This window comes from Paraburkholderia phymatum STM815, assembly GCF_000020045.1.
In the GTDB taxonomy this organism is placed as follows: Bacteria; Pseudomonadota; Gammaproteobacteria; order Burkholderiales; family Burkholderiaceae; genus Paraburkholderia; species Paraburkholderia phymatum.
Genome location: NC_010623.1, coordinates 2,399,413 through 2,421,065, shown reverse-complemented (window position 1 = coordinate 2,421,065; position 21,653 = coordinate 2,399,413). Strand labels below are relative to the sequence as shown.

Below are 21,653 nucleotides of genomic sequence, written 5' to 3'. Positions count from 1 at the left end.
GGTTCGGAGGAGAACGATATGGATCACAGCAGGAACTTCCGCGCACGCGCGGCTGCGGCATTGGCATCCGCGCTTGCGCTGGCGGCGCTCGCGCTCGCGGGCTGCGCCGTCGTCGATCGCAGCGCGCCGCCCGCCATGGCGAAGAACGACAGCATCGCGATTCTGCCCATCGCGAACAACACGGAGACGCCGCAGGCGGGCCAGCGCGCGGCATCGATCGCGCAGAGTCTGCTCGCGTCGTACGGCTACACGAATCTGTCGCGCTACCCCGCGAGCGCCGACGACGAGACGCTGTTCGACGCCGCGAAGCCCGATGCGCAGCAGAACGCGCTGACCTGGGCACGCCAGCACGATGCTCGCTATGCGCTGACGGGTGCCGTCAACGAATGGCGGTACAAGGTCGGCGTGGACGGCGAACCGGCCGTCGGTCTCACGTTCGACGTGATCGACGTGCAGACGGGCAAAATCGTATGGACTGGCACGGGCAGCCGCACGGGCTGGAGCCGCGATGCGGTGTCGGGCGTCGCGCAAAAGCTGGAGCGCGACCTGCTGTCGCCGCTCGCGCACTGATGCAAGTGCCGATTGACGTACTGCGGCACCCGCTGCCGAGCGCGGCTATCATCGACACCAAGGTCCGATTTCCGGGACGAACACCATGAACACGCAGGCCAACGAACACTCCGCCCCGCGCGCGCGACACCGGCGCCGCCAGGCGCAAAGCGTCGGGGCGGGCTCCTGGTGGGCGCGCGTGATCGCGCCGCCACGCGGCACCGCGCATCGCCGCGCGATCGCCGCGCTGGAAACGATCGTCGCGACGGTTTTCGCCGTCGCCCTGTGCTGGGCATTCGATCACGACGACCCGCTGCTGATCAAAACCGGCTTCGGCTGGATCTGGATCGTACCGCTCATGATCGCACTGCGTTATGGAACCATCGCGGGCGTGTTCTCGGGGCTGATCCTGCTCGCATCCTGGTATGCGCTGTATCCGGAATACGGCACCGCGTCCGCGCCCGCTTCGTTTGCGCATGCGCTGGTTGCCCCGCCTACGATGCGGCGCTTTCCCGTCAGCTTCTTCCTCGGCGGCTTTGTCATCACGATGCTGTGCGGGCAGTTCGGCGACATCTGGATCACGCGGCTTCGCCAGGGCCGCATCGCCAACGACTATCTCGCCGAGCGGCTGTCGATCCTCACGCGCAACCAGTTCATGCTGCGCATCTCACACGAACGGCTGGAACAGGACCTGCTCGCGCGTCCAGCGACGCTGCGCGATTCTCTCGCACGGCTGCGCACGTTGATACTCGATCAGGAGCCGACCGACGCGCAGCACGGCATCGTCGATCTGCGCGGCGCGCAACCGTTTCTCGAGGCGGCGGCACAGGCGTGCCAGCTTGAAAGCGCGAGCGTGCATGCGTGGCGCGGCGGCAAACCAGCCGCGACGGTGGCGGCGTCGATCGGCGCGCCGGCCGCGTTCGAACCCGACGACCCGCTCGTGCGCGAAGCACTCGACACGCGCACGCTGGTGCATGTCGAATCGAAGACGAATCTGGACGCGTCGATCAGCCGCTATGTCGCCGTCGTGCCGCTGATCGATGTGCGGAATAATCCCGTCGGCGTGCTCGCTGTCGAACGCATGCCGTTCCTCGCGCTCACGCGCGACAACCTTCAGTTCTTGCTGGTGTTGTGCAACTTCTACGCGGATGGCGTGCAGCATGCCGTCGTGACACGGGAGACGCTTGCGGCGTTTCCCGCTTGCCCGCACACATTCGCGCTCGACTATGCGCGGCTCGTGCATCTGAAGCGTGATACGCAGGTGCAGTCGTCGATCGTCGCGCTGGTGTTCCATAACGACGAGCATGGCACTACCCTGTTCCAGCACGTGCTGCGCACGCGGCGCGCACTGGACGTGCAATGGCCGCTGCGCGACGAACATCGCCTCGTAGTGCTCACGCTGATGCCGCTGTCGGGCGACAGCGCTGTCGATGGCTATCTGCTGCGTATCGAAGAAAATCTGCATGCACAGTACGGCGTCGATTTCGAAGCGGCGCGTGTCGCCGTGCATTCGATGGCCGTGCCCGCCGATGAACCCATCGCCGAGTTGCGGCGTTTGCTGGAGCGCTGCGATGTCCGCTTCTGACGGCGTCACCGTCGATCGCGCGAAGCTGGTCGGCGCGCGTCTCACACTCGCCGGCGTGCTCCTCATGCTGCTCGGGCTTGCGTTGCAACTCGCGGCCTTCATGCTCGCGGCGCGCAGTGCACCTGACACCTCCGCGCAATGGCTCGGCGGTCTGGTGAATGCGGACTTCGCGACGCTGCCGGCTGCCGCGCAACTGAACACGTGGACCGTGTTGCTAAGCCTGCTGGTGCAGGCCGTTGCCGCGCTCGCGACGGCGCCCGGTATCGCGACGATGATGCCCGCGCGTTACAGGACGCCGCGCATCAGGCTGCTCGTGTCGCTGTGGTTTCTGAACTTCGCGGTGCCCGTCGGCGGAATACTCTGCTCGATCGGCGCGCTCGCGATTGCCGCTGCGTTGCCGCGTCCGCGCACGCAATTGCCCATCATGGCCGTCGAAGAGCCGAAGTTCGCGGCGAATCTGATCGGCACTGTGTCGTACGGACGCGGCGCACGCCTGAAAGCGGAATTGCAGAACGCGGAAGCGGGCACGTCATTTCGCATGACCGCGCTGCTCGCGATGCAGTCGATGCCTGCGCGCACCGTTTCGCCGCTTCTGCAAGGCATGCTCGCTGATCCTCTCGACGATATCCGGCTGCTCGCGTACGGCATTCTCGACAATCGCGAGAAAGTGCTCACGCAGCAGATTCTCGTGGAGCGTCCAAAGCTCGATCGCAAGCTGCACCCTGAGCTGAGCGACGCCGAGCGCGCGCATGCGAACAGGACCCTCGCGCAGCTATATAGCGAGTTGATCTACGAAAACCTCGTGACGGGTGACGTGTATCGCAATGCCGCCGATCAGGCCGACGGCTTCGCGGCGGCCGCGCTCGAACACGATCCGAACGACGCGGCGCTGTGGCGTCTGCGCGGCCGTCTCGCTATCGCAAGGCTCGATCTCGACGGCGCCGAAACGATGTTGCAGCGTGCGATCGATTGCGGCTTTCCGCGCGACCGCATGCTCCCGTGGCTCGCCGAAACGGCTTATCTGCGCCGCGACTTTGCGCGCGTGCGCACGCTGTTGGGCGAAATTGACAGCCGCGCGACCACGCCGACGTTGTCCGCCGTGCTCGATTTCTGGAAGCCGCGCGCGGCCGGCTCGGCGCAGCCCGGCACTATCTGAGGCCACCCTCATGTCCTTATCGAATATGCGCTCGCTGCCGCATGCGGATTCCGCCGATATCGCCCTGCTGCTGGAAGGCACCTTTCCGTATGTGAGCGGGGGCGTGTCGAGCTGGGTCAACCAGATCATCCGCGCGTTTCCCGAATACACGTTCGCGCTGTGCTTCCTCGGCAGCCGGCCGCAGGACTATCCGAAGATGCAGTACGCGTTGCCCGATAATGTGGTGCATCTGGAGACTCACTATCTGTACGATTTCGCGCCGCCGCCGCTCGTTCACAAGCAGCGCGGCGATGCATCCGCGTTCATGCGCTCCGCCCAGCTGCACGACGCGCTGCGCAATCCCGCCATGCGCCATGCGGCGGGCCGCATGTTGAAGGACATGCTGAACGACTTGCGCCCTGGCGGCGCATTGGGCGAAGACGCGTTTCTCTACTCGAAGGAAGCCTGGCACTATCTGACCGACCAGTACCGGCAGTTTTGCACGGACCCTTCGTTCGTCGATTACTTCTGGACAGTGCGCATCATGCACAAGCCGCTGTGGCAGCTTGCAAAGATAGCCGGGAGCCTGCCGCGCGTGAAAATGTTTCATACGGTGTCGACGGGTTATGCGGGTTTTCTCGGCGCGCTCGCGCGCTATCGGCATGCGCGTCCGCTGCTGGTGTCGGAGCACGGCATCTACACGAAGGAACGCAAGATCGATCTATTCCAGAGCGAATGGATCCGCGACAACCGCAGCATCTTCGAGCGCGACGTGTCGCAGATCGGCTACTTCCGCGACTTGTGGGTGCGCTTCTTCGAAACGCTCGGTCATGTGTGCTACGACGCGGCGGAAGACATCATTGCGCTCTACGAAGGCAATCGACTGCGGCAGATCCTGGACGGCGCACCCGAGGATAAAACCGCCAACATTCCGAACGGCGTGAATCTGCCGAAGCTCGCGCCGCTGCGTGCGCAGCGCGCCGCCGGCGTACCGAAGACGCTGTGCCTGATCGGTCGCGTGGTGCCCATCAAGGACATCAAGACCTTCATTCGCGCGATGCTGACCGTGGTGCGGCGCATGCCCGAAGCCGAAGCGTGGATCGCAGGCCCGGAGAACGAAGACCCGTCGTATGCGGCCGAATGTCATGCGCTCGTCGAGAGCCTCGGATTGCAGGACAAAGTGAAATTTCTCGGCTTCCAGAAGATCGACGAGTTGCTGCCGAAATGCGGCGTGCTCGTGCTCAGTTCGATTTCGGAAGCGCTGCCGCTCGTCGTGCTGGAAGGTTTTGCGGCGGGCGTGCCCTCCGTCACGACGGACGTGGGTTCATGCCGGCAGTTGATCTATGGGCTCGAAGGCGACGACGCGGCAATCGGCGCGGCGGGCCGCGTGGTGCAGATCGCCGATCCGCGCGCGCTTGCGGAAGCGGCCCTCGATCTGCTCGAAGACGACAACTGGCGTGCCGCGCAGCGGGCGGGCATTGCGCGCGTCGAGCGCTTCTACACGCAGGAGCAGATGGTCGGCTCGTATCGCGATCTGTATGTGCGACTCACGGCACAGGCGGATCTCGCCGACCCGCCTGCATCGCAAGCCGATCTGATGCAGATGCCTCACTGAACGGGAGCGCACGACGATGGCAGGCATTGGTTTCGAACTGCGCAAGATGCTCCGGCGCAATACGCTGCTGGGGCTAGTGCAGGCTTATACGTACGCCGGTCTGATCGGCGCGGGACCGTGGGTGCTGTCGATCGTCGGCATTCTGCTGATCGGCGTGCTCAGCATTCCTTTCGTGCTGCCGACGGGGCTCATTACGCAGTTTCAGGTGTCCGTCACGTATCTGATTTCACTGTCGCTGGTGCTGACGGGGCCGCTGCAGCTTGCGTACACGCGCTTCACCTCGGACCGTCTGTTCGAGAAGCGGCGCGACCTCGTGCTGCCGAATTTTCATGCGGTGATGTTTATCGTCACTGCGGGATCGACGCTACTGGGCGTTTGCGCCGTGGTGTTTCTGTTTCGGCAACAGACGGCTGCGTACCGGCTGCTGATGCTCGCGGGCTTCGTCGTCATGGGCAACATCTGGATCGCGACGATTTTTCTGTCGGGCATGAAGCAGTACATGTCGATCATCGCGGTGTTCTTCATCGGTTATGCGATCACGACGGGCGCGGCGCTCGCATTGAACCCGTTCGGTCTGACGGGCTTGCTGTCGGGCTTCGTGATTGGACAGACGGTGCTACTGATGGGTCTGCTCGCGCTGATCTATCGGGATTATCAAAGCGACCATTTCATTTCGTTCGAGATGTTCCGCAAAGCGTACCGCTACCCTTCGCTGATGCTGACCGGCTTTTTGTACAACCTCGGCATCTGGGCCGACAAGTTCATGTTCTGGTATTCGCCCGGCACGGGGCAGCCGGTGATCGGTCCGCTGCGCGCGTCGATCATTTACGACATTCCGGTCTTTCTCGCGTATCTGGCGATTATTCCGGGCATGGCTGTTTTCCTGATGCGGATCGAGACCGACTTCGTCGAATACTATGACGCGTTTTATGATGCCGTGCGTGAAGGGGCGTCGTTGCAGCATATCGAGCGCATGCGCAACGCGATGGTTGAAGCGCTACGCAATGGCATCTGGGAAATCATGAAGGTGCAGGCGATCGCTGCGATGATGTTGTTTGCGGCAGGCGCTATCCTGCTGCAATGGCTGCAGATTTCCACGCTGTATCTGCCGCTGCTTTATATCGACGTGATTGCTGCCAGCATGCAGGTCGTGTTTATGGGCACGATCAATGTGTTCTTCTATCTCGACAAGCGGAAAATCGTGCTTTTTCTCGTGGGGCTGTTTGTTGTTTCGAACGTTGCTTTTACTGCGATTACGCTTTCGCTGAATCCTGCTTTTTACGGGTATGGCTTCGCCGGGTCGCTGCTGCTTGCTGTGCTCGCCAGCCTTTATCTGCTTGATCGGAAACTCGATTCTCTGGAATACGAGACTTTTATGCTTCAGTGAGCCGGTCTTTTTTTGCGGTGGCATCGGGGTGATGTTGCCGGTTTGCTAGTGGTGCCCGTGTGCGGGGCCTGTCATGAATTTCGGGTTTAAGGCATAACTTTCTCCCAAGGAGAGTTTATGCCTCGCAATCCGAAAGCCCGAACTGCCGGCAATTCCGGCCGAACTGCTTGAGCAGTTCGGCAACGGTCCGATGACGGCGGAAGCCATCAATGCGGCCACGCTGGCACTCATACGGAAGCGCCTGCACCTGGGGTTCTCGCATCAAACTGTCAAAGAAACTCGATCTTGCGGCCCCGCGCGGCTTCCTTATCGGTCAGTTTGTAGACCTTGAAGTACAGCTGGTTCGGGGGCGCATTGTCGGTCAACGGATAACGCATGCGGCCCTTGCGCCGCACGACGTGCTGCTTCCGTGGGGGGCGACCTGACGGCCGTTCAAAAATAAACGAGCAGGCGCAAAGGCGCGGTTGGCGCCAAGGAACGCTTTCGTGAATCCGAGCCTCTATTGCGGGTCCTGACTAGACGCCGTGCCTCGGCGCGATGACATTCGGCGGCAACGCATAATCGATGCAAAGCCGGTTTGCCCGCATCGAACGGCATAACGGCATCAAGCACCGCCGCGCGCAATGCGGCGGTGCGTAGCAGTGGCAGACCGGTAGTTGCGTTACCGAACGTCTCACACTGCACGACCCGGAAAAACCTGCGAGACTGAGCGGATCTAACGTTTCCGCGGGCACGCACGCGCCGCGCACTTGGATATGCAGCGCCGCGCCCCCATCTTCAGCGTCATGACCTCCGCCCCCTCTTCAGCTCACGCGCTTGACGCGTTCCATCCCGCCGTCGCGGGCTGGTTCAGGAAGACCTTCCCAGCGCCGACGCAAGCGCAGATCGCTGCATGGCCGCTGATCCACAGCGGCCGGCACACGCTCGTCGCCGCGCCGACGGGCTCGGGCAAAACGCTGACGGCCTTTCTCGCCGCGCTAGACGAACTCGTGCGCGACGGGCTCGCGCACGGCGGCGCGCTGCCCGACGAAACGCTTGTGGTCTACGTGTCGCCGCTCAAAGCGTTGTCGAACGACATCCGCATCAATCTGCAGACGCCTCTGGAAGGCATCGCGAGAGAGCTCGCGGAACACCAGCTGCCCGTGCCCGACATCCGCACCGCCGTGCGCACGGGCGACACGACGCAGCGGGAGCGCGCTGCGCTGAAAAAGCGCGCGCCGCACATTCTCGTCACGACGCCCGAGTCGCTGTACGTGCTGCTCGGTTCGGCGTCGGGGCGCAAGATGCTGTCGACGGTGCGCACGGTGATCGTCGATGAAATCCACGCGATGGCTGGCAGCAAACGGGGCAGTCATCTGGCGCTGTCGCTCGAACGGCTGGACGCGCTGTGCGGGCGGCGCCTGCCGCGCATCGGCCTGTCGGCGACGCAAAAACCGATCGAAGCCGTCGCACGCTTTCTCGTCGGCGGCACGAGCCCGGACAGCGACGAGCCCGCCAACTGCGCGATCGTCGACGTCGGCCACGTGCGCGAGCGCGATCTCGCGTTGGAGATGCCGCCCGTGCCGCTCGAAGCGGTGATGTCGAACGAAGCATGGGAGCTCGTTTACAACCGGCTTGCCGAGCTCGTCGCGCAACACCGTACGACGCTCGTGTTCGTCAACACGCGGCGCATGGCCGAACGCGTCGCACGGCATCTGACCGAACGTCTCGGCAAAGACGCCGTCGCCGCGCACCACGGCAGTCTGGCGAAGGAACATCGCTTCGACGCCGAGCAGCGTCTGAAGCGCGGCGAGTTGCGCGTGCTCATCGCGACGGCGTCGCTCGAACTGGGCATCGATATCGGCGACGTCGATCTCGTCTGCCAGATGGGCTCGCCGCGCGCGATCGCGCCGTTTCTGCAGCGTGTCGGACGCTCGGGCCACCACGTGGGCGGGATACCGAAGGGGCGTCTCTTTCCCGCTTCGCGCGACGATCTGATCGAATGCGCGGCGCTGCTCGACTGCGTGCAGCGCGGCGAACTCGATCTGCTGCATATTCCACACGCACCGCTCGACGTGCTCGCGCAGCAGATCGTCGCCGAAGTCTGCAACGCGCAATGGGGGGAAGATGCGCTGTTCGAACTGTTCCGCCGCGCATCGCCGTACGCCACGCTCGAACGCGAGCAGTACGACGCCGTGCTGCGCATGCTCGCCGAGGGCTACACGAGCCGCCACGGCCCGCGCGCTGCGTACGTGCACCGCGACGCCGTCAACGGCACGCTGCGCGGGCGGCGCGGCGCACAGCTCTATGCGGTCACGTCGGGCGGCACGATTCCCGAGGACGCCGATTACGCGGTGATACTCGAGCCGCAAGGACTCAACATCGGCACCGTCAACGAAGACTTCGCCGTCGAAAGCCTCGCGGGCGACGTATTCCAACTCGGCAATGCGTCGTACCGCATCATGCGCGTGGAAAGCGGCCGCGTGCGCGTCGAGGATGCGCAAGGCCAGCCGCCCAATATTCCGTTCTGGCTCGGCGAAGCGCCCGGACGCAGCGACGAACTGTCGGCGGGCGTCGCGCGGCTGCGAGCGGAAATCGAGCAGCGCCTTTCAAAGGCGGCCGCTGCTGTACCCATCGCTGCCGATGCATCCGCGGCTGAACACGAAGCCGTCGCAACGCTCGCCGAACACGAGGCAACAGCCGGGCTCGATCTCGAACCCGCGATCGCGTGGCTCGCCGGGCAAACGCATGTGCCCGAACCGGCCGCGCGGCAGATCGTCGAATATCTGGCGCGCGCGCGCCAGGCGCTCGGTGCGCTGCCGACCCGGGACACGCTCGTGATGGAGCGCTTCTTCGACGAGTCGGGCGGCACGCAGCTCGTGATCCACACGCCATACGGCAGCCGCGTAAACCGCGCGTGGGGACTCGCGCTGCGCAAGCGCTTTTGCCGCACGTTCAATTTCGAGCTGCAGGCGGCTGCGACGGAAGATGCGATCGTGCTGTCGCTGACGGGCGCGCACAGCTTTGCGCTCGATGAAGTGTGGCGCTACCTGCGTTCGGCGACGGCCGAGCACGTGCTGATCCAGGCGCTGCTGGATGCGCCGCTGTTCGGCGTGCGCTGGCGCTGGAACGCGACCACCGCGCTCGCGCTGCCGCGCTACACGGGCGGCCGCAAGACGCCGCCGCCGTTGCAGCGCATGCGCAGCGACGATCTGCTCGCCACCGTGTTTCCCGATCAGGCGGCGTGCCTCGAAAACATCGTCGGCGAGCGCGAGTTGCCGCGTCATCCCCTTGTCGATCAGACGCTCGACGACTGCCTGCACGAAGCAATGGACACGCAGGCCTGGCTCGCGCTGCTGCGGCGGATCGAGAGCGGCACCATCGAACTCGTGTCGCGCGATCTGCCCGCGCCGTCGCCGCTCGCAGCCGAAATCCTGACGGCCAAGCCGTACGCCTTTCTCGACGATGCGCCCATTGAAGAGCGCCGCACGCAAGCCGTGCTGAATCGCCGCTATACGACGGGCCCCGATTCCGCCGACGATCTCGGTGCGCTCGATGCCGATGCGATCGCGAGCGTCGGCGAAGAAGCCTGGCCGCAAGTGCGCGGCACCGACGAAATGCACGAAGCGCTGACGGGACTGGCCTGCATCACCGAAGCCGAGGCGCTACGCAACGAAGGCTGGTCTGCGTGGCTCGCCGAGCTGGCGAAAACAGGTCACGCCGCGCGCATGCAGATCGCTCAGCACGATGCCGTGTGGCTGCCCGCCGAACGTCTCACCTGTCTGCGCGCGATCTATCCGCATGCGCACATCGAACCGGCGATCCGCGCGCCCAAAGGCTTCGACGAGGCCTGGACAGAAGACGAAGCGCTCGTCGATGTGGTGCGCGCACGGCTCACGGGCTTCGGCCCGTTGACGCTTCCTTCCATCGCACGCGCGCTGGCGCTGCCCGCTTCGGCTGTGGCGCAGGCGCTCACGCGGCTCGAAGCGCAAGGCTACGTGATGCGCGGCCGCTTCACGCCAGGCGCGCTCGAAGAGCAATGGTGCGAGCGGCATCTGCTCGCGCGCATCCATCGCTATACGGTGCGGCGTTTGCGCCGCGAGATCGAGCCTGTCGAGCGGCACGACTTCATGCGCTTCCTGTTCGCATGGCAGCGTCTCACACCCGACACACGAGGCGAAGGACGCGATGCGCTCGCCGCCGTGCTCGATCAGCTGGAAGGGTTTCAGACAGCCGCGAGCGCATGGGAAGAAGACCTGCTGCCCGCCAGGCTGAAGGACTATTCGATCACGTCGCTCGACGAACTGTGCCGCTCGGGCAAGATTGTCTGGATGCGGCTCACGGACCGCGCGCGCGGCGCGAGCGGCCCGGTGCGCAGCACGCCCATCGTGCTGCTGCCGCGCCGCGCGCTGCCCGTGTGGACCGCTCTGCTCGATACGTCGAAGCAGCCGGAGCTGTCGCCGAAAGCGCAGATGGTGTTCGATACCTTGACGCAGCACGGCGCGATGTTCTTCGACGAACTGTCTGGCGACGTGCGTCTGCTGCGTGTCGAACTGGAAAACGCGCTCGGCGAACTCGTCGCGGCGGGGCTCGTCAATTCGGACAGCTTTGCGGGATTGCGCGCACTGTTGAAACCCGTCGCGAAACGCAACGCATCGTACTTTCCGAGCCGCCGTCCGCGCGGCGCGGGCGCGCTGATTGGCGGGATGGACGATGCGGGCCGGTGGGCGCTGTTGCGGCGCCCGCCCGCTGCTGCCGATGCTGTGCTCGAAGACAAAGCGCCGTCGTCATCGCGCCGCTCGACGTCGCATGAACCGGAAGTGATCGAGCACGTCGCGATGACACTGCTGCGGCGCTACGGCGTCGTGTTCTGGCGCCTGCTCGAACGCGAAGCCGAATGGCTGCCGCCGTGGCGCGATCTGCTGCGCGTGTACCAGCGGCTCGAAGCGCGCGGCCAGGTGCGCGGCGGGCGCTTCGTCAACGGTCTCGCGGGCGAACAGTTCGCGCTGCCCGAAGCGATTCCGCTGCTGCGCGAAGTGCGCCGCCATGCGAACGAGGGTGCTTTTGTGTGCGTCGCGGGCACCGATCCGCTGAATCTCGTCGGTACGCTGCTGCCGGGCAACAAGGTGCCCGCCGTCGGGGGCAATCGCGTGCTGTATCGCGACGGCGTGCCCGTCGCGTCCCTGGTGTCCGGCGAATTCAATCTGCCCGACGACGCCGACGGCGAAACGAAGCAGGTGATGCGCATGCGTCTCGCTCGGCGTGACTAGCCATTGCGATTCGCAGGCGCGCAGCCGTTGCACGTACAACGTTCGTGCATCGGCCACGCGTTGCGCCTCCGTTAGCGCATCATTCGCCCGGCGCGTACAGGTCGAGCAGCTTCAGCGTCACGCCATTGGTCCAGCCGAAGCCGTCCTGCAACGGATATTCGCCGCCGCCTCCGCCGCCCGTCCCCGAGCCTTCGACGACATACTTCTCGACCAGCTTCTGCTCTTTCGCATAGACGTTCTTCACGTCCGCGAGAAAGCGTGTGCCGATCTGCTGCGCGAGATCGCTGCGTCCATAGCGCCTGAGCCCTTCGATCGCGACCCAGTGCAGCGGCGCCCAGCCGTTCGGCGCATCCCATTGCTGCGTCGTGTCGTAGGTCGACGTGGTCAGGCCGCCCGGCTCCAGCAACACGGCCGCGACGACGTTCGCCGTCTTGTGCGCGCGATCGGGCCACGCCGCGCCCGCGAACAGCGGATACAGCATCGCGGGTGTCTGGTTGTCCCGCGGCTTCGCGAGCTTCCAGTCGTAGTCGCCATAGTAGCCCTTGCTATTCCAGAGATAGCGGTTGATGCCCTCCGCGCGCTTGCCCGCCTTGCCGATGAACTGCACGACACAGCTGAAATCGCGTGCTTCCGAACAGCCGCGCGCGATGGTCGTCTCAAGATGGAACATCAGGCTGTTCAGGTCGACGGGAATGATTGAAGTCGTGCGAACGGTCGTGAGATTCGCGTTGTCGCCAAACCAGCGCGAACTGAAATCCCAGCCGCTTTCCGCCGTCGCGCGCAAATCGCGATAGACCTCGTTCGGCGCACGGCCCGTCGCTTTCTGCGCCGTCTGCACGTCTTCGAGATACGACTCGTCGCGCGGCGTGTCGAGTTCGTCCCAGTAACGGTTCAGCACCGTCCTGTCGGGCAGCACGACGACATTGCGCGTCGCTTCGCCGGGCTTTGTGCTCGACGCGCCCTGCATCCAGTACGCGTATTCCTTGCGCATCTGCGGCAGATACTTCTGATAGACGCGCCCGCCCTCCACTTTCGCCGCCAGTTCGACCATGTATGAAAAGAACGGCGGCTGCGAGCGGCTCAGATAGTAGGTGCGGTTGCCGTTCGGAATGTGGCCATACGTGTCGATCATGTACGCGAAGTTGTCGAGCATGTTGTCGACGAGATCTTCATGTCCCGACTCCTGCAGGCCGAGCATCGTGAAATAGGTATCCCAGTAGTAGCCCTCGCGAAAACGGCCACCCGGTACGACGTAGGCCTTGGGCATCGGGATCAGCGAACTGTACGAGGGCACGCTCGTCGTCGTGCGCGTGAGCTCGGGCCACAGCCAGTTGATATGATCGCGCAGCGACTGGTTCGCAGGCGGCGTGATGATGGGCTCGGAAGGCGCCGTAAAGTACTGGTCGACGAAAGCCTTCAGCGAAAAATTCGCCTGATTCTTCTGCGCGTCATATGCCTGCAGGATCGTTGTGGGATCAGTCTTTGGCAGCGCGTCGACGAAGGTCTTCTGGTCGGGATAGATCTGCTGCGTTTGTACGGCAACGAACAGGTCGCCATACAACTGGTCGGGCGGCGGCGGCAGCGCGCTGCCCACTTGCGTATCGGCATTCGCGATCAGCGCAGAGCCGGCGAATCCTGCAAACAGCACAATGCCCGACAGCGCCGCAGCACGCGCCGCATGCCGCCTGCGCATAGGCGGCGCGTAGAGCGGCGCAGCGCGCTGCATCGATTGAGAAGAAACTGCGGTTGGATGATTCGTTTCGACGGTCCAGCTACGCATACACGACAGCGACAGCGTCCTCATGTCTCCCTCCTCGGAAAGGTGGACAACCGGTCTGGTCTGCCGTCGCGCTTTTGTATCGCCTGCCGAGGATCGCATAGGAGCATGCACGTGCGCAATCGCGCTTGAACGTTTGCGGAACGCGTGCAGCAAATGCATCATTTTTTATATGCTTTCTGGTTAAAGAAAGGCATTTAGAAAGTCGTTAATCAATTCGGAGCCGTACGACGGCTGCTTCGTTACAATGAGGCGAATCAGTCACAATAAGATCCTTCGCCGCCGCGCGCTGTAATCGTATCCGGAGCTCGACTGGAGGCAAATTTTGCCCGGGGACCCTTCATGAACGACGACCACGATCAGGTGCTGTTTGCCCGATTCGGAACCAGCAGTCCTTGCTGGCGGCTTTCGAGCGACAGCAATGCGCTCGAACTCACGCCCGAAACGGAAGACGGCGCCGCCACGGTCGCGATTGCGCTGTCCGGCGCGCAGGCTGCAGAGATCCGCCGCCTCACGGGTGTTACCTCGCACCTGACAATGGACGTTCGCCTGTTCGGCGAAGCGCTGCGTCTGCACCTCGTCGGCAAGAAGCTCAATAGCAGCACCTGGGCGGGCACGGCGTCGGCGTACGAAGACACGGAATCCGTCGCGCGCGACCTCGTGCACGGCCTGTCGTTTGCCGAGCAGGTCGTGTCGGAAGTCAATTCCGTGGTGGTGATCGTCGACCGGGCCGGCCGCATCCAGCGTTTCAACCGGCTCGCCGAAGAACTGACGGGCATGAAAGAAGAAGACGTGATCGGGCGCAATGTGTGGGCGCTGTTCATGTCGTCGGAAGCGGGCGCGGCGTCGAGCCAGAACATCTCCGGTTTCTTCCAGCACGGCGTCGCGTATGAAGTCGAGCGCCGCGTGCGCACTGTGCACGGCGAGCGGCTTTTCCTGTTTCGCAACAAGTTCGTGATGAGCGGTAGCGGCGTCGACGAGCAGTTCCTGATCTGCTCGGGCACGGACATCACGAAAGAACGCAACGCCCAGGAACGGCTGTCCGAACTCGCGAATACCGATTCGCTGACGGGTCTGCCCAACCGCAACGCGATCCACGACAAGACCCGCGCGGCGATCGCCAGCGCCGCGCCGGGCAACGCCGTCGGCATTTTGTTTCTCGATCTCGACAACTTCAAGAAGGTCAACGACCACTACGGCCATGTGTTCGGCGACCGGCTGATCCAGGACGTGTCGTCGGCCGTGCGCGAGTGCCTCGATGGCGCCGACACGCTCGCGCGTCTGGGCGGGGACGAGTTCATCGTGCTGTCGCCCGTCGCGACGGTCGCGTCGATGGAAGCGATGGCGCAGCGCATTCTGGAGCGGCTGCGCATGCCGTTCAGTCTGGGGCTCGTCGAGGTGTATACGGGCTGCTCGATCGGCATCGCGATGTTTCCCGAGCACGGCGACAGTCTCGAAGCGTTGATCCGCGCCGCCGACACGGCCATGTACGTCGCGAAGGACGACGGCAAGCGCACCTACCGCGTGTTCTCGCCGGAGATGAACCGCAAGGTGGCCGAGTATATGTGGCTCGACACCAATCTGCGGCGCGGGCTCGAAGAAGGCCAGCTGACGCTGCACTATCAGCCGAAGCTGTCGCTCGCGACGGGCGCCGTGTACGGCGTCGAGGCGCTGGTGCGCTGGAATTCGCCGGAACGCGGGCAGATCATGCCCGCCGCGTTCATCCGTTACGCGGAAGAATCGGGGCTCATCGGGCCGCTCGGCCGCTGGGTCATGCAGACGGCGGCCGAACAGGCTGCGCAGTGGAAGGCGCGCGGGTTGTCGCTGCGGGTCGCCATCAACGTGTCGGCGCGGCAACTCGTGGATACGGCGGTCGTCTCGCACTTCACCGAGGCGCTGCAACGCGCGCAGCTCGACCCTTGCCTGCTCGATATCGAGTTGACGGAAAGCTGCCTGATCGAAGACGAAGCGGCTGCCATCGACCTGATCACACAATTCCGCGATCTCGGCGCGCAAGTCCATCTGGACGATTTCGGCACGGGCTATTCGTCGCTGTCGCAGCTGGGGCGCATTCCCCTCGACGTCATCAAGCTGGACCGCAGCTTCGTGAGCTCGATCAACGCGGACAGCAAATCTCAGGCGCTGGTGCGCTCGATGGTGGCCGTCGCGCAGGCGCTGCAACTGAAGGTGGTGGCGGAAGGCATCGAAACGGAGTCGGAGGAGCTGTTCATGAAGGGGCTGGGCGTCGAATACGTGCAGGGCTACCTGTACGGCAAGCCGATGCCCGCGGCCGACTTCGAGCGCTGGCTGCATGACAGGCAGAAGATCCCGTTGATCGCCTGAACACTCGAAGCGTTCGCCCGATCTTCGGAATCCCCTGCCTGTCTATTGCTCTCATACGGCGGACTGCAGATTGCATGCTGCGTAATACCTGTTTGCTACGTGGTGGGTTGCGTCAATTCCCGACGGGTGCAGACGGAGCGCATGAACGGCAATGCGTGGGGGCGTTCTGCGATCACAACTCGATCCTGCGTACGGGTGCAACCATCAGGCAGCATTCACGGCAGCCGGGCGCAGATTGCTCGCGCGACGGTTCTGCAGCATCACGAGCCGCTCCATGAACGCGAGGTCTTTCTCTTCGATCGTAAACGCGGCATGCACCCAGTCTTCCGTGATTTCCATCAGCTCCGCGCGCGACAGCTGCAACACCCGCTGGCGCGCCCGCACCATCGCGCGGATGCCGTTCAGCTTGGGACGCAGCGTGTCGATGAAGGTGCGCGTGGCGAGATACGCGTCGCCCGGTTCGAACAGCTGGTCGACGAGGCCACGGCTTTCGTACCACTCCGCCGTATGCGATTCGCCGCCGCCGATCAGTTCTTCCGCGAGACGCATGCCCGCCTTGCGCGCGACGAGCGAGTAGCCGCCCATGCCCGGGAACAGGTTGAAGGCAATCTCCGGAAAGCCCATCCGCGCGTCATTCTGCGCGAGCACGAAGTGATGCGCGAGCGCCGCTTCGAACCCGCCGCCGAGCGCCGTGCCCTCCACCATCGCGATCGAGATCGCGCCGGTGTCGAAACCGCGCGCCGCGGCATGCACGCAATCGACGCACGCGCGCGCGTACGCCATCAGCTCCTGGCGACGCCCGCCGCGGATCGCATCGGCGAAGAAACTGAGGTCGCCGCCGACGTTGAACATGGTCGGAATCACCGAGCCCGTCACCCAGAAATCGATGCACACCCCGGAATCGCGAGCGGCCCGCGCGAGTTCCAGGATGTCGTGCACGAGTTCGAGGTTGAAGCACGGACGCGGTTGCGCGCGCAACATCATCCACATGATGTTGCGCTCTTCTTCGTAATACGCGGCGATTTGCGACAGCTTGCCCGCTTCGAGAAACGGACGGCAGGCGTGGTGATTTTGCAGATTCATTTTTGAACGGTCCTTTTAAAGTTAAACACCCGGGTGAAGCAATGCGAGCCTAAAACAGACCAGAATCCGCCAGGAGGGGGTAACGAACAGAAGCGCGCAGTTCGTCATAAGTTTGGCGACGCCCATTTGGCGCGGGTCTTGCCAGCTCGCCTCGCGCAAACGATTGCGTTACGGGGAAAACTTCAAACGCGCGTTCTTCGATGCACCGTATCAGGGCGCAAAGCGGCAATTAGAATAAATGTTTTAATTTTTGCGAATTAATTGCAAACGTTTTAACGCAGTCCGGGGTTATTCCAGTCGCATTTCTGTGGAACCGTGGCAATTGACGGCAAAAAGCGGCGAACGGATCGTGATGCCGCCTTCAAAAGGCGTGGCCTGCCGGTTTTTCAGGCGCGCGGTGTGACGCGCGCATGACGATGCGCATGCAACGACCGGCTGGTGATCCGCTGAATGAAATGCCGACGCGGCAGCGCGCGTTCAGGCGTCAGCGCAGGCGCGCGGACCAGCTATCCGCCTGCTGTTGAGACAGACCGGCCGCCAGCGCCGCATCACGGATCTGCTGCCATGTCTGGGGATCGACGGGAATGCCGTTGGCCTCGCGTTCGGCTCGCGTCACGCGTTCGGGTTCGCCCGGCGCGTAGATGCGTTGGGCGCCCTCGGCCAGCGGCGACGCCTTCACCCAGTCGACGAACGCATCCGCTTGAGCTTCGGCGTTGGGCGCATCGAACGCGGCGGGATCGACGATCACCGACATCATGCAGTTGATGATCGCGTTGGTCTGTTGCAGCGTGTCGTCGTGCGTCGTGTAGCCGCCCGACAGCGCGCCGCCGAAAATCTCGCACATCGCCGCGAGGCCGAAGCCCTTGTGTCCGCCTGCCAGTCCGCCGACGGGCATCAGCGCGCCGAACGGCGCCTCCATCATGACGGTCGGGTCGACGGTCGGCTTGCCTGCGTGATCGATCAGCGCACCGGCCGGCACCGGCTTTCCCTGGTTGTAGGCGACGCGCGTCTTGCCGTACGCGACGGCGCTCGTTGCGAAGTCCAGCACGACGGGCGCCTTCCCTGCGCGCGGATAGGCGGCGCAAAAGGGATTGGTGCCGATGCGGCGATCCGTGCCGCCGAACGGCGCGACGAGCGGATCGCCTGCAACGTTGACAAAGTGGAACGACACGAAGCCCGCCTTCGCGCACTGCTCGGCCCAATGCCCGATTCGCCCGAGATGGTGCGCATTGCGCAGCCCGACGGCGCACACGCCAAGCTTCTTCGCGCGCTCGATGCCATGCTCCATCGCCTCATGCGCGGCGACCTGGCCGAAGCCCTTGCCGCCGTCGATCGTGAGCACGGCGCCGATGTCCTTCACCACGCTCGCGTGAGCGTTCAGCTGCAGCTCACGATCGCGCAGCGAATCGACATAGCGTGGAATCATGCCCACGCCATGCGAATCGTGTCCCGTCAGATTGGCCGCGACGAGATGATCGGCGACGAGTTGAGCTTCACGCGGCGCACTGCCCGCCTGCTCCCAGATTGCACGCACGTATTCGTGAAGTTCAGCGGCGGAAATGCGGGCGGCAGACGTCGTAGGAGCGTTCATTCGGCGATGGACTGAATCAAGGTCGTGCGTGGGTAGCGGAGGGCACCGGCCGGTGTCTTCCGCGAGCAGGAAACGCGAACGATCAGGGCGCGCAAGCAATCACTTCCGCGACGGACGCCGTCAGCTTCTTGCCGTACGGCACGTGCAGGAACTCGTTCGGACCGTGCGCATTGGACTTCGGCCCGAGCACGCCGCACACCATGAACTGCGAAGTCGGGAAGCCCGCCTTCAGCACGTTCATCAGCGGGATCGTGCCGCCCTGCCCGATGAACCCGACGTCCGCACCGAAGTGCTGACGCGACGCATCGTTGAGCGCCGTCGCGAGCCACGGCGCGAGTTCCGGCGCGTTCCAGCCCGTCGCGGCGCCTGCGTCCGGCTTGAACGTGACCTTCGCGTTGTACGGCGGATCGAACTCCAGCAGCGACTTCAGTTGCTGCACCGCCTGCTCCGCATCGACGAGGGGCGGCAGACGCAGCGACAGCTTGAATGCCGTGCGAGGACGCAGCACGTTGCCTGCATCGGCGAGCGACGGCAGGCCTGCCGCGCCCGTCACTGACAGCGACGGACGCCAGGTCGAATTGAGCAGCGCCTCTTTCGGGTCGGTGGTGGTGGGCAGGACGGGGCCGCCGTCCTGGCCGCAGGCCCACGGCAGTTTCTTCCACACATCGTCGCCGAGAATCTTCGCGGTCGCTTCCGCTTCGCTCAGGCGATCGAGAGGAACAGGGCAATGGAAGCCCTTCGGCAGCAGCGTGCCGTCGGCGGCGTCTTCGAGGCGCTCGAACATCTGGCGCATGATGCGGAAGCTCGACGGCGCGATGCCGCCGTAGCCGCCCGAGTGAATGCCCTCGTCGAGCACCTGCACTTCGAGATCGCCCGATACGAGTCCGCGCAGCGACGTGGTGAGCCACAGCTGGTCGTAGTTGCCTGCGCCCGAATCGAGGCACACGACGAGACCGACCTTGCCGAGCCGCTCGCGCAATGCATCGACATACGGCAGCAGGTCGTAGCTGCCCGATTCCTCGCAGGTTTCGATCAGGCCGACGCAGCGAGGCCGTTCGATGCCTTGCGCGTCGAGCGCCGCCAGCGCGGTGACGCTCGCATAGATCGCGTAGCCGTCGTCCGCGCCGCCGCGGCCGTAGAGCTTGCCGTCTTCGAGTTTCGGCGTCCACGGACCGAGGTCGTTGCGCCAGCCGTCGAATTCTGGTTGCTTGTCGAGATGACCGTACAGCACGATCGTTTCCGTGCTGCCCGAACGCGTGGCGGGCGATTCGAAAAAGATCACGGGCGTGCGCCCCGGCAGGCGGACGATTTCGAGCTTCAGGCCGCGCACCGGCTGCTGCTCGGCCCACTTCGCGGCCTCCGTGATGACGCGTTCGATGTAGCCGTGCTTTTCCCAGTCGGCATCGAACGCCGGGCTCTTGGCGGGCACGGCGATGTAGTCGGTAAGCGCCGGCACGATCTCATCGTTCCATTTGCGATCGACGAATTCGCGCAGTGCGTCGTGATTCAGCTTTTGAGCCTGCTCTTGAGCCTGCTTCTGATCCTGCTGGGTATCGTCGGAAATCATGATGGCCCTATGCGGTGCAGTCGAAACGCACATGATAGACCCTGTGGCCCGCGTTGCCGAATTCGTGTGAACCATGCCGCGCCACGGCAGAAGCCTTGCAACCGGCCTTCAGCGCTGCAAGCGGACAATGCGCGTTCGCGCGACAATGCTCGCATCACCACCGCGCCCGGGGAGGCTTCGATGAGCAACAACATCGTGGTTGAAGGCGTGGCGACCGTGGCCGCGCTAGGGCTGTATTTCCTGCCGTCCCTCATCGCCGATCGTCGAAAGCGGCACGACATGCTGACGATCGCGCTGTTCAACGCATGCATGGGCTGGACGGTGTTCGGCTGGCTGGTTGCGCTCTACTGGGCGTGCCTGCCCAATCCGCCCGTCAACCTGGAAGGCGACGTGGTGCGCTCGCGGCGTGTCATCAGCATGAAAACCTTTACGAAGATGCTGGGCGAACGCGTGCAGATGCGCGAGTCGCGCGAGCATCCGCCCAAATAGCGTCGCCGTACGCTCAACGACCAGGACATCCGCCATGCAAATCACGCCGTTCCAGATTTCGATCGCCGATTTCGAACTCGACGCGCTGAAGACGCGGCTCAAGCACACGCGCTGGCCCGATGCATTCGACAGCCCGCCGTGGGCGCTCGGCATCGACCTGAACTATCTGCGCGATCTCGTCGACTATTGGACGGGCGCGTACGACTGGCGGAACGCGGAAGCACAACTCAATCGGGAGCCGCAGTTCGTCGCGCAGATCGGCGATCTCGCCGTGCATTTCGTGCATCGGCGCGGCATCGGTCCGAAGCCGTATCCGCTCGTCATCACGCATGGCTGGCCCGGCTCGTTCATCGAGTTCACCGACCTGCTGCCACATCTGTGCGATCCCGCATCCGTGGGCGCGGACCCCGCCGATGCGTTCGACGTCGTGGTGCCGTCGATGCCCGGCTACGGCTTTTCAGAGCGGCCCGCGAAGCCCGGCATGTCGGTGTACGCCATTGCCCATTTATGGGTGCAGCTGATGCGCGGCCTGGGCTACGAGCGCTTCGGCGCGCAAGGCGGCGATCTGGGCGCAGCCGTATCGATCGCGCTGGCGGCCAATCATGAGCGGCATGTCGACGGCGTCCACCTCAACTTCCTGCCGAGTTCGTATGCGCCCGTCGCGTCAGACGACCCGTCCATCACACAGGAGGAGCGGGATTTCCTTGCGTCTAAAGCCGCGTTTGCGGACGCCGAAGGCGCGTACGCCCACATGCACGCGACGAAGCCGCACACGGCCGCCGTCGCGTTGAACGATTCGCCTGCCGGACTTGCCGCGTGGATCGTCGAGAAGTTTCGCGCGTGGAGCGATTGCGACGGCGAGGTCGAACGCGTATTTTCGAAGGATCAACTGCTTACCGACCTGTCACTGTACTGGCACACGCAGACCATCGGTTCGTCGATGCGGCTCTATGCAGAAACGCGCGCCCAGCCGCTGCGCTTCGAGCCGGGCCAGCGCGTCACGCCGCCGCTCGGCTTCGCGCGCTTTCCGAAGGAAATCAGCCGGCCGCCGCGCTCGTGGATCGAGCGCGTATTCAATGTGACGCAATTCGCCGACATGCCGCGCGGCGGACACTTCGCCGCGATGGAGCAGCCCGCGTTGCTCGCCGAAGAGATCCGGCGCTTCTTCCGGCCGCTGCGCGGCTGACCCTCCAACCGTCATGCGCTCGCTGCTGTCAGTCAAGGCGGCGGCTGCCCCCAAGTGTATCGACGGCCAAGGCTCCTTTTGTCACTGGCGTGCGCGC

Annotated in this window: 14 protein-coding genes; 9 read left to right on the top strand and 5 right to left on the bottom strand. The window is 64.2% G+C overall.

Annotation, left to right across the window (positions count from 1 at the left end; all coding sequences use genetic code 11):
- Positions 1–18: 18 nt before the first annotated feature.
- The 5 genes from BPHY_RS26470 to pelG all read left to right on the top strand — a co-directional run bounded on the left by BPHY_RS26470 (position 19) and on the right by pelG (position 6,271).
- On the top strand, positions 19–570 hold the full coding sequence (locus BPHY_RS26470; protein WP_012404530.1) for a hypothetical protein: 552 nt from the start codon (positions 19–21) through the stop codon (positions 568–570).
- An 85-nt stretch (positions 571–655) separates the two neighbouring features.
- The gene (locus tag BPHY_RS26465; RefSeq protein WP_012404529.1) at positions 656–2,134 is read left to right on the top strand and encodes a PelD GGDEF domain-containing protein; all 1,479 of its coding nucleotides are present in this window, start codon (positions 656–658) and stop codon (positions 2,132–2,134) included.
- Positions 2,121–3,290, top strand: coding sequence for a hypothetical protein (locus BPHY_RS26460; RefSeq protein WP_012404528.1), 1,170 nt, complete (start codon positions 2,121–2,123; stop codon positions 3,288–3,290). Before BPHY_RS26465 ends, BPHY_RS26460 begins: the two co-directional genes overlap by 14 nt.
- A gap of 10 nt (positions 3,291–3,300) precedes the next feature.
- On the top strand, positions 3,301–4,884 hold the full coding sequence (gene pelF / locus BPHY_RS26455; RefSeq protein WP_012404527.1) for a GT4 family glycosyltransferase PelF: 1,584 nt from the start codon (positions 3,301–3,303) through the stop codon (positions 4,882–4,884).
- 16 nt (positions 4,885–4,900) lie between these two features.
- Positions 4,901–6,271 carry an exopolysaccharide Pel transporter PelG gene (gene pelG, locus BPHY_RS26450; RefSeq protein WP_012404526.1) on the top strand — a complete coding sequence of 457 codons (1,371 nt, stop codon included), beginning with the start codon at positions 4,901–4,903 and terminating at the stop codon, positions 6,269–6,271.
- Between the two features lie 269 nt (positions 6,272–6,540).
- On the opposite strand, the gene BPHY_RS43905 is transcribed toward pelG, so the two are convergent.
- Entirely contained in the window at positions 6,541–6,666 is a 126-nt protein-coding gene (locus BPHY_RS43905) for a hypothetical protein (RefSeq protein WP_279612541.1), read from the bottom strand.
- Positions 6,667–7,026: 360 nt separating this feature from the next.
- Between BPHY_RS43905 and BPHY_RS26445 the strand changes: the two genes are divergently transcribed.
- Complete coding sequence (locus tag BPHY_RS26445; RefSeq protein ID WP_012404525.1) at positions 7,027–11,520, top strand: DEAD/DEAH box helicase; 4,494 nt, start codon at positions 7,027–7,029, stop codon at positions 11,518–11,520.
- 79 nt (positions 11,521–11,599) lie between these two features.
- On the opposite strand, the gene treA is transcribed toward BPHY_RS26445, so the two are convergent.
- Positions 11,600–13,246, bottom strand: coding sequence for an alpha,alpha-trehalase TreA (gene treA, locus BPHY_RS26440; RefSeq protein ID WP_041764809.1), 1,647 nt, complete (start codon positions 13,244–13,246; stop codon positions 11,600–11,602).
- 393 nt (positions 13,247–13,639) lie between these two features.
- On the opposite strand from treA, the gene pdeR reads away from it, so the two are divergent.
- Positions 13,640–15,640, top strand: a complete 2,001-nt coding sequence (pdeR, locus tag BPHY_RS26435) for a cyclic di-GMP phosphodiesterase (protein ID WP_012404523.1) — start codon at positions 13,640–13,642, stop codon at positions 15,638–15,640.
- A gap of 204 nt (positions 15,641–15,844) precedes the next feature.
- On the opposite strand, the gene BPHY_RS26430 is transcribed toward pdeR, so the two are convergent.
- The 3 genes from BPHY_RS26430 to BPHY_RS26420 all read right to left on the bottom strand — a co-directional run bounded on the left by BPHY_RS26430 (position 15,845) and on the right by BPHY_RS26420 (position 19,881).
- Positions 15,845–16,723 carry a crotonase/enoyl-CoA hydratase family protein gene (locus BPHY_RS26430; protein ID WP_012404522.1) on the bottom strand — a complete coding sequence of 293 codons (879 nt, stop codon included), beginning with the start codon at positions 16,721–16,723 and terminating at the stop codon, positions 15,845–15,847.
- Positions 16,724–17,207: 484 nt separating this feature from the next.
- Positions 17,208–18,314 carry a malate/lactate/ureidoglycolate dehydrogenase gene (locus BPHY_RS26425; RefSeq protein ID WP_012404521.1) on the bottom strand — a complete coding sequence of 369 codons (1,107 nt, stop codon included), beginning with the start codon at positions 18,312–18,314 and terminating at the stop codon, positions 17,208–17,210.
- A gap of 82 nt (positions 18,315–18,396) precedes the next feature.
- A complete protein-coding gene (locus BPHY_RS26420; protein WP_012404520.1) occupies positions 18,397–19,881 on the bottom strand; it encodes a M20 family metallopeptidase in 1,485 nt (494 codons plus the stop codon).
- Positions 19,882–20,061: 180 nt separating this feature from the next.
- On the opposite strand from BPHY_RS26420, the gene BPHY_RS26415 reads away from it, so the two are divergent.
- The gene (locus BPHY_RS26415) at positions 20,062–20,370 is read left to right on the top strand and encodes a superinfection immunity protein (protein WP_012404519.1); all 309 of its coding nucleotides are present in this window, start codon (positions 20,062–20,064) and stop codon (positions 20,368–20,370) included.
- Between the two features lie 34 nt (positions 20,371–20,404).
- A complete protein-coding gene (locus BPHY_RS26410) occupies positions 20,405–21,556 on the top strand; it encodes an epoxide hydrolase family protein (RefSeq protein WP_012404518.1) in 1,152 nt (383 codons plus the stop codon).
- The last annotated feature ends 97 nt before the right edge of the window (positions 21,557–21,653 follow it).